Below are 9,732 nucleotides of genomic sequence, written 5' to 3' on the forward strand. Positions count from 1 at the left end.
CGATCCTTATCTGCTCGAATTCGATGCCACGATCGTCGAGACGAAACCGGTGGGCGATCGGATCGGAGTCGTGCTCGATAAGACCGCTTTCTATCCAACCTCGGGCGGCCAGCCGAACGACGTCGGTGTGATCAACGAGGCTGCGGTGGTGGACTGTATCGATGAAGAGGATGCCGGGATCGTCGTTCACGTTGTGGACCGGGAACTCCAACCCGGGCCCGCACACTGCCGCATCGATGCGGCGCGCCGGGCGGACCATATGCAGCAGCATTCGGGTCAGCATGTGCTGTCGCAGGCCTTCGTCGAGTTGTTCCAGTGGCCGACCGTCAGCTTTCATCTGGGCGCCGTGACCTGCACCATCGACCTGCCGGCCGAAGCGATCTCGAAAGAGCAGGCGGAAAAGGCGGAAGACCTGGCAAATCGCATCGTAGGTGATAACCGGAACGTCGCTGTCCGCTATCTCACGCAGGAGAACATCGCGGATGCCGGGCTGCGGAAGCCGACAGAGCGGACGGGCGAGATTCGCGTCATCGATATTTCCGGATTTGACCGCTCGGCCTGCGGCGGTACGCATGTGCACATGACCGGCGAAATTGGTCCGATCCTTATCACGGGCCTGGAACGCGCGAAGAAACAGACGCGGGTTCAGTTCATTTGTGGCGGCCGCGTGCTTCGTTACGCACGTCAGGCCAATCGGACGCTGGAAACGATCAGCCAGGCGATTTCCGCGCCTCCTTTTGAAACGGCCGGAGCCGTGCGGACGTTGTGGGATGAACATCAGATCGCGCGGAAAAGGATCGAGGATCTGGAATCGCGGCTCATGGACCACGAGGCGGCGGCATTTCCGGTGGAAAATGGCCTCGCGATCGGAGCGTTCAAAAACCGCGGTATCGAAAGCCTGAAGGTTCTAGCCGCAAAGATCTGTGCGCGGCCGGGCGTGGTTGCGCTTCTGGCTGACGAAGGGGATCAGTTGCGAGTCGTCTTCGCGCGCTCTGCGGACGGCGGCGCGGACATGAACGCCCTCCTGAAGAAAACGCTCGACCGCTTCGGCGGCCGCGGCGGCGGCCGCCCGAATCTTGCGCAGGGCGGCGGCCTGGTAGCGGATTCGGCGGATGCGGTGCTGCAGTTTGCCGCGGAGCAGATCCGCGCGTAAACAAAAAGTGGTTGAGGTGGCCATTCCCCGCCTTTCCAAGGCGGGGTGGCTGCGCCCTTAACAAAATGGTTCCGATCCTTTGGGCGCAGACGGGGCGGTTCGTAACTTCCATCAACAAAATAAGGTGCGCTACGCGGTTCCTTGATAACCGCCCCGCCCGAGCGTTCTAACGTTTGATCGCTCGGGCACCCCGCCTTGAAAAGGCGGGGAATGGTCAGTAGATTCGCCTGAATTGAGCTCCGCCTGACAGTCTCATTGACTGAACGGCGGCGCGCTCCTATCATCTCGCCGTGTTTTCCCACACGGTCGTCCTGCCTTATGAGCTTCTCCGGATCGGAACAATCACCGCGCTGTATCTCGCTTCCATTTGGGGGTGGGGATCTCTGGTTTGCGGCTGGTTGTCGCCGTCCCAAGAACGGTTGCCGGATTTCATTGCCGCCAGAGTTGTAACAGGTTGCCTTTGCTTGTACGCGGGTTTCATTGCTCTGGCATGGCTGCACGAGCTCCATCCGGTTCCAGTCTTCGCGATTCTCGCCGCCGGCCTGTTGTTGGCGGTCCTTCATCTCCGGGGACTCGCGGGAAGACTCCGGACCAAATGCGTCGAAATATCACGCTGGCCTCTCGTCGATCGATTCCTCCTGGCGCTGGTATCTCTCCTGGCGCTCCTTCAACTGGCATGCGCTTTCACACCGCTCACCTTTTACGACACTCAGGTTTATCAGCTTCTGGCGCCGGCCGAATTTCTGCGCGCGGGCTACCTCGTTCACATTCCATGGAACGTCCTCACAAACAGTCCTCAAGCGGTGCAATTGACGCTGGGCATGTCCTGGGTTGCGGATCCCACAGGCAATACGTTCAAACTGTTGATGGCTTCTCTGGGATTCATGATTCTTCTGGCCGCCGCCCGGATCGGTCTGGAACTTGGAATTCGTGCCGGTCTCCTGAGCGCCTTGTTTGTTGCCGCTTATCCCGAGTTCTGGATTCATCAGACGCTGGGTGTCGTCGATCTTTCCATTGCCGCCTTCCTCATTTTTGGCGCGGTCTGGTGTCTGGAAGCGTTCCGGCTGCAGGACTGGAGCCGCGCGATCCTGGCCGGCATCGCGTTTGGTTTTGTGGTCGGATCGCGTTACCAGGGAATCCTCCTTGTGGGCTGGATCGTGCTTGCGGCCATGGTCTGGGAACGGGTGGATGTTCGTAGAGCCGCAGCGGTTGGCGCGATCGCGTCGGCCCTGACCCTTCCGTGGCTGATCCGGAACTTCGCGGCCTTCGGAAATCCGGTGTATCCGCTCATGCACGGTTTGCTCGGAGGAGCGGAGTGGTCGGCGGCCCAGGCGGCCGTGCTGCAAAGCGTGGTAACGGGGCCGGGCTTGTCGGCTCTTCATCCCGCACAGATGTTGATAGCGCCTTTCCGCGCGCTGCTGATGTTCCCCGCTAACGGACTCTTCGGCATTCCGGTGCTGTTGGCCGGGATCGTTGCTGCCTTCTCGAATCGCGTCAAAGGACTGCGTGTTTATGCCGTAATCGGCATCGGAGGACTGATCGCCTGGGGGCTCTTACACCCGACGCGGGGCGTCGAACTCCTCCGATACAACGCCGCAAGCCTTATTCTCCTTCTGGCGTGCACCGGCGCGCTCCTGGCGGGCAGAGCGCTCTATCCAGCGGTGGCTCTCGCGGTGATATCGGCGGTGATCGGTATCGCTTCCCTGAGTGGAATTTTTCCGGTCTGGCGCTCCCTCGCGAATGCGGAAGTTCGAATGGAAGTGGTTCAAGCGAACGTCCCGTCCTGGCAGGCTCTGGACTTTGCGAATGCCAGACTCGATCCCGTGCGCGATAAGGTGCTCCTGATCGGAGAGACGCGAGGCCTGTGGTTAAAGGCTCCTTTCGTCGCGCCTTCGGCATACAACGGCCGGCAATTGGTCGAACTCTTCGATCAACGGAGCGGGCCACCCGTATGGACACAGCGTCTCCATGTGCTGGGAATTACTCATATCCTGATCTGCAGTTCCGAATGGCAGCGCCTCGCGGATACGGTCGACTACTTTCGTCTCCCGGATGATCACCTCCATCTCTTCCTGAACTGGCTGCATACGCTTCCCGTGATGTTCGATGACCATCACGGGAATGCGCTGCTCGCGGTGTGATCTATTGGAAATTCGCGATTGAAAACCGTACTCGTCGAATTATGACGGATTGCATGACGGGTGGCAGTCTTGCATTGTGGTATATATTCCGATTCAACGTTCTTTGTAACATAACGAGTTCGTTCCGCGAGATTCCAAAACCGAATGACACCGAAACCCGCAACCTCGGCAGAATACCGTCAGGCCCCCGCCCCTCCAGCACCAACTGCACGGAAATACATCGAGTATCCCGGTAAAGACCTCGATGCCATGGCCTTTGCGTCGAATTATCGGCGCTGGATCATGGAGATGCTTATGCCTTTTATCGGGCGGCGCATTGTCGAGGTGGGTGCCGGCACGGGTAGCTTTTCGGAGCTGTTTCTTGCAACGAAGCCGGAGAATCTGACCGTATTAGAGCCATCGCCCAATCTGCACTCCAGGCTGACCAGCCACCTTCCTCTCCTCGCTCCGGCAGGTAATCTGAAACTCCTCCAATCCACTTTTACGGAGGCATTGGCAGATGGAATTGGAATGAAAGCCCGTTCTTTCGACACGGCGGTTTACATCAATGTGCTCGAACACATCGAAGAAGACGAGGCTGAACTGAGTTCGGTCTTTGAGGCTCTTCCTTCCGGCGGCCGTATTTTGATCTTCGTGCCTGCCCTGTCGTTTCTGATGAGTCCGATGGATCGGGAAATGGGGCATTTTCGACGTTACAGCCTGCAGGATTTGAAGACGAAGTGCCTTTCTGCGGGATTTTCCGTCCCGATGGCACGTTATTTCGATGTCCTGGGGATTGTTCCATGGTGGATCAAGTTCCGTCTTCTGAAGTCAACACAGCTGGGGCCCGAAGCAGTCCGAATGCACGATCGATTTGTAGTCCCTATTTCGAGGGCCCTTGAAAATCTGGCGACCCCGCCGTGCGGCAAGAACATCATTCTGATCGGCGAAAAAGGGTAACTTGTGTGGACCAAAGCCAGGCCAACCCTCACATTCATTGCGAGTGCAGCGCTGGTAGCCTGCGCGTATTGGAACCTCGTTTCGTTCTTTTCAGCGAGCCTGGATCTTCCCCCGCGGGCAGCTGACGAGTTGGTAGTGCGGGAAGCGCGTATGGCCGGGATTCGGATGAATCTATTGTCGCTGGGTTATACCGGCGAAATCGGCTTTGTTACGAACAGCTCCCTCCGTGGACAGCCGCCCTCACCCGATGACGAGAAGCGCTGGGGACAGTCACAGTATGTGATGATTCCGTGGGTCATGGTCCGGGGCAGGCTCGACACTGAATTTGTGCTCGCTGACTTTTGGGACGGACCGCCAGTTTCGCCAATGACTGGACTGTCACCGTTTTATGACGCTGGAAGCGGGCTTATCCTTTTCCGCAGGAATCAACCTTCGCAATGAATTCAGATTTGATTCTATTTGCAGTCAGCGTCCTTATTTCGTTCGTTGCCGGCTTTTGCCTGACTTCGTCGTTGTTGCCGAGCCGCATGTTCTGGCTTAGTGTGGCTATCGCGCCGGGGGCAGGTTGCGGGATCTGCGCCATTTTGTTCTTTTGCTTTCGCCGGCCAATGTTCACTGCAGAGGTATTGCTGACGGCCGCATGTACCTGGCTGTTGTGGCGCAACGGGAGACGGATTCTTGCAAGTGTCCGGCTCTCGGCCGGGCCGGGCTCGCCGCTCGCGCTCATGCTGCCTGCGCTGACGTTGGTGTTCGCGGGCTTCGGCATCAGAATCGCCCGAACGCCACACGGAGCCTATGATGGCTGGGCGGTCTGGAACTGGGAAGCCCGTCTTCTGTATCGCGGTGGCTCGCACTGGCGCGCCTTTCTACCATTCGCTTATCACGGGGATTATCCTCTGCTGGTGCCTTCGATAACCGCCCGATTCTGGCGATATATGGGAATGGAAGTACCGGAGGCCGGTGCATGGCTCGGAGTGGTACTTGCCCTTTGTTCGATCGCTGTTCTCGTACTTACGCTGGCCGAACTGCGCAGTGCGAGGCTCGGAACGCTATTCGGACTCACACTTATCGGCACGCCCTCATATCTCAACTATGCGACGTCGCAGTATGCGGACGTACCCGTAGGATTTTTCTTCCTGGCAAGCCTGGCATTGATCGCGATTTATTTTGAGCATGAGTCAGAGCCGGAGAGCCGGCGAATCATGATGCTGGCTGGGTTTCTCGCCGGCTGCTCGGCGTGGACCAAGAATGAAGGCATCGTTTTCATCATCGCGCTATCGATAGCTTTGCTCATGCCTGTTATTCACAAGAGCGCCGAGACCCTGCGGCGGGTGTTGGCTTTTGGAGCAGGAGCTGCAGTCCCTTTAATAGTCGTTATCGTTTTCAAGGCGACAAACAACGTTCAGAACTACATCATCGCGTATCACGAGGGAAAGCTCCAACTCATGCTTCATCTGGATCGGCACGAGATGATCTTGAGTTATCTGGGCAAATATATCTTTTCATCCGGAGGGTGGGCCATCTCTCCGTACATTCCGTTGCTGGCTTTGATCCTTGCCTGGGGTTTTCAGCGGCGCATATTCAAGAGTGACGGATGGCGGACGCTGCTGATAACTCTGCTTTTCGTTTGCGCCGGATACTATTTTGTATATCTGACGACGCCGGCAGACCTGAAATGGCATATCGAAACCTCGATGGAGCGATTGTTTCTGCAGCTTTGGCCGTCGTTCTTGTTGCTCGCCGGACTGATGTGCCGGCCCGCGTATATACCAGGAAATTCGCGGGGTTGGCTCGTTCGGCCACGGGAACCGCTCACGCATGATGGCAATCCGTTATGGCCCGTACTATAAGGAAGCTTGTGGGCAAATGAGGAGAACGACAGAGACTGAAGAAGTATTTTCGTATTCAGACGACAGCCAGATCCGCAAAGGCCGTCGAGAGGGTCTGTTTCTCCTTCTGGCCTTTGGCGGATTTATCGCGCTTGCGCTGGGGACGAATTATCCCGTATTGCGCGGCAAGGTGCCCTTTGCAAGGGACTTGGTTACGCAATTTCCGCCTTGGACCGGCGCCTCTTATCCAGACACGACGCATCACGCAGAAGTCGGTGATTCCGTAACCCTTTTTTATCCGTGGCGGGTTTTCCAGGAAGCGGCTCTTCGTCGCGGCGAGTTTCCGCTTTGGAATCCTGCGATTCTTGCAGGGACGCCCTTTCTCGCTGAAGCCCAGTCGGCTTTGTTCTATCCGATTCATCTCCTTCTGTTTCTTATGTATCCGCCGACGTTCTGGACTTTCAACCTTCTGTTGAATCTGGCGTTGTCCGGATTTTTCACGGTTCTCTTTCTACGTTCGATTGGAGCTTCACGCAGCGGCGCATTTGCTGCAGGGATTATTTTTTCCTGCTGCGGTTTTCTCGCGGCGTGGCAGTCGTTCAGCTCCCTTGCGGACACGGCCATCTGGCTGCCGTGCATCCTTTGGACCGTAAACCGGTTATGCTCGAGACCGTCGATCGGATACATGATCGTAAGCGCGTTCGCCTTTGCAATGCCGGTGCTGGCCGGCCATCCCGAGACCGCTCTGCATGTGATACTCATGGCATCGGCGTTCGCGATCTGGCAGTGCATCGCGATCGGCTGGAAGAAGGGACCCGCGGGACGCCTTCTGCTGTGGTTTACCGCAACAGGATTGCTTTCGCTGGGTCTCACAGCCGTGCAATTGCTGCCCACACTGGAGTGGATTCCGCTTCTACCGTACAGCCTTGCGCTGCACTGGCCGCCGTTGCAAACCCGCTCGATCCTGGCGTTCTTTTCGCGGGACCTGCTCGCGAATCCAAATTCGGCAGGGCTGCTTATTCCCGAGAACGCGGCCTATGTGGCCCCGATTGCGTTCCTTCTAGCGCCGCTCTCGCTGTTTACACGGAACCGTCGTAGTGCCTGGTTCCTGGTGCTGGCAGGCGCCTTGGGCACTTGTACGGTTTACGGTTGGTGGCCCGTTCATTCGATCGTAGATCACATCCCTATGTTGGCGGGTGTAAGGAATGGACGCATGCTTCTGCTGGTGGACTTCAGTCTGGCCGGCCTCGCAGGACTGGGAATCACGGCTTTGGAGAGCGAACTCTCCGCAATTACGATCTCTCGAAGGTGGATGTGGAGTGCGATCGCTATTCCCCTGGCGTTTGCGGCCGCGTGTATCTGGAGGATAGCGATTTCAACAGGATCGGTTGTTCCGGCATTGCGTGGTCCCGAATCGACTGCGCTGTTCCTGATATTGGGATTCGTACTGATCGCACTGCGAATAACGAACGCGCTGAATGCGAGGCCGTTTTTTTGTCTTCTTCTGTTACTATTGGCCGTCGATCTGGGTACATTCCGCACCGGTATCCTGCCGTTTGCGCGCCGCAGCGAAATCTTTCCGAAGGCGCCCACGTTTGACTTTTTTAAAGCACACGCCGATCCATACCGCTTCCGGGTTGCCGCTCTCGACAGTACCTACATCAACAATGCAGAGATGATCTACGGGCTGGCAGCCGTAAATGGGTACGATATGACGCTCGTCCGGTTCAAGAATTTCCTGGCTGATCTTGAAGAGCCGGCCACCCATACCATAACTCTCATCGCAAAATCGGTCGCAAACGCCCCTGATCGCCGCATGGATCTCCTCAATGTCAAGTACCTTGTGGGAACGCCATGGAACGACAGTTATGCGGCCCTTAACGGTAGGCCGGACCGCTTCAAACTCGTGTTTTCCGATGGACCGGTGAGCGTTTTTGAAAACCTTAACGTACTGCCTCGCAGTTTCTTCGTGCCGGCCTCGAAGGGTTCCATCGAAGTTCAGCCTGACGAACAGCGGGAACTGCTCCGGTTAAAAGATCCCTCATTCGATCCGGAGAAATCCGTCATCTTGCAGGCCCTACCGCCAAGCCTCGCGGGAGCCTACACGCAGAACGGCGTTACCGTACCCGACGTTCCGAATGCCGTCTCCATTGTTTCCGGACGCACGAATGGGATGGACCTCGCTGTTGAGAATGCTCAACCGGGAGTTCTTATCGTCAGCCAAACGTTCTATCCCGGTTGGCTGGCTGTCGTCGATGGAGAGGAAACCGCAGTCGTTCCAGCGGACTATGCTCTCGTCGGTATTCCACTCCGCCCGGGGGCCCACACTATCAAGCTCGAATTCCGGCCGTTGAGTTTTCGGATTGGTCTGATCATTTCGGTTCTGTCAATTCTACTTGCAGCGGGATTGCTGGTTGGTCGAACGACTGCTCTGCGCCGGCGAAGGCACAGAGCAGCGGAAGAGGAAAGTTAGGCAAAGCCTCACGCTCATTGCGATTCTGGCGATACATGGGAAGGGATGTACCCGAAATCACCGCTGCTTGCGGAAATGGGCCGCCGGAAAAAAGTAACCCCGGGGCAGGGCGGTTTATGAGTTAGGATGTCGGAGATGGAACTCCATCCGGTTATCGACATGCCGCGTCCGCGGTCCTTGATTCTTCGCATGGACATCACGAACATCTGCAATCTGGATTGCATCGGATGTGCATTGGTGGACGATCGAAAATCGTTCGGCGAGCCGGCGGCATCCATGCAGGTCGGCATCTTCGAAAAGATTGCTTCCGAAGTGTTTCCATACCTTTCGGAAGTCGCCCTCTCGTGCGAGGCGGAGCCGACCCTCCATCCTCAGTTTGCGCGGATCATGAAGACCATCGCCGACAGTAACCCTCCGCCGGTTCGGATGACGACGAACGGTACGATGTTTACCAAAGAGCGGCTGGACGCCATATTCGACGCCGGCATTTTCGGCATGAACGTTTCCATCGATGGTTTCGCCGCCGAAACGTTCGCCCGCCTGCGAAAAAACGGCCAGATCTCGACAGTATTTGAAGGCCTCGATGAAATCGTGCGCCGCAAAACGGCTTTGGGCCGCGGCGCTATGGATCTTCCGCGTATCTCGATTAATTACACGTTGATGAAGTCCACTCTGCACGAATTAATTCCTCTGATAGAATACGCGCGCCGCTGGGGACTCGAAGACTTCACCGTCACGCACGTGTATTCTCCGTATTCCAAGGACATGCGTCACGAATTTCTGTCCGACTGGCCCAAAGAAACGGACAGCGTGCTCATCAAGGCACAAGAGAAATGCCGGGAATACGGCTTCACACCGCGCTTTCCTGCATTATTCCATCCGGCGAAGCCTCCAGTCTGGCAACGTTTAGCTGCAAAACTGCGGCCCGCGCCGATGCTTCCTGTCGCAGTCGCTCCGTCTCAGCCTGGTCCGGCGTGTTCCGCTCCCTGGAATATGTTGAAGATCCGTTGGGACGGAAGCGTCCATCCTTGCGATTTGTGGAATTTCCATCATCCTCTAGCCTGAATTTCCACGGCACACCATTCGCCTAAGTTTTGTCAGCCGGAATCCCTGATTGCCGGCCCCCTCGAATCACGCTGAGAATGGCGTCGATCCGTATTCTCAAGAGAATTCACCGGATCATCCCAAGACGCCTTT

At 56.9% G+C, this 9,732-nt stretch carries 6 protein-coding genes; all 6 read left to right on the top strand.

Annotated elements, in window-relative coordinates; translation table 11 throughout:
• On the top strand, positions 1–1,153 hold a 1,153-nt coding region (locus VGK48_13785; GenBank protein HEY2382244.1), incomplete at its 5' end, for a DHHA1 domain-containing protein.
• A gap of 290 nt (positions 1,154–1,443) precedes the next feature.
• Positions 1,444–3,294, top strand: coding sequence for a hypothetical protein (locus VGK48_13790; protein HEY2382245.1), 1,851 nt, complete (start codon positions 1,444–1,446; stop codon positions 3,292–3,294).
• 144 nt (positions 3,295–3,438) lie between these two features.
• Positions 3,439–4,233, top strand: coding sequence for a class I SAM-dependent methyltransferase (locus VGK48_13795; protein ID HEY2382246.1), 795 nt, complete (start codon positions 3,439–3,441; stop codon positions 4,231–4,233).
• A gap of 608 nt (positions 4,234–4,841) precedes the next feature.
• Positions 4,842–6,083 carry a hypothetical protein gene (locus tag VGK48_13800; protein ID HEY2382247.1) on the top strand — a complete coding sequence of 414 codons (1,242 nt, stop codon included), beginning with the start codon at positions 4,842–4,844 and terminating at the stop codon, positions 6,081–6,083.
• Positions 6,084–6,099: 16 nt separating this feature from the next.
• A complete protein-coding gene (locus VGK48_13805) occupies positions 6,100–8,535 on the top strand; it encodes a YfhO family protein (GenBank protein ID HEY2382248.1) in 2,436 nt (811 codons plus the stop codon).
• 126 nt (positions 8,536–8,661) lie between these two features.
• Entirely contained in the window at positions 8,662–9,600 is a 939-nt protein-coding gene (locus VGK48_13810) for a radical SAM protein (protein HEY2382249.1), read from the top strand.
• Positions 9,601–9,732 lie beyond the last annotated feature (132 nt).

It is taken from the genome of Terriglobia bacterium, assembly GCA_036496425.1.
Taxonomy (GTDB): domain Bacteria; phylum Acidobacteriota; class Terriglobia; order 20CM-2-55-15; family 20CM-2-55-15; genus 20CM-2-55-15.

Bases quoted from the DNA above. Each gene is read 5' to 3' on its own strand.
- VGK48_13795 (HEY2382246.1), top strand. From the start codon at position 3,439: ATGACACCGAAACCCGCAACCTCGGCAGAATACCGTCAGGCCCCCGCC.
- VGK48_13800 (HEY2382247.1), top strand. From the start codon at position 4,842: ATGTTCACTGCAGAGGTATTGCTGACGGCCGCATGTACCTGGCTGTTG.
- VGK48_13805 (HEY2382248.1), top strand. From the start codon at position 6,100: ATGAGGAGAACGACAGAGACTGAAGAAGTATTTTCGTATTCAGACGAC.
- VGK48_13810 (HEY2382249.1), top strand. From the start codon at position 8,662: ATGTCGGAGATGGAACTCCATCCGGTTATCGACATGCCGCGTCCGCGG.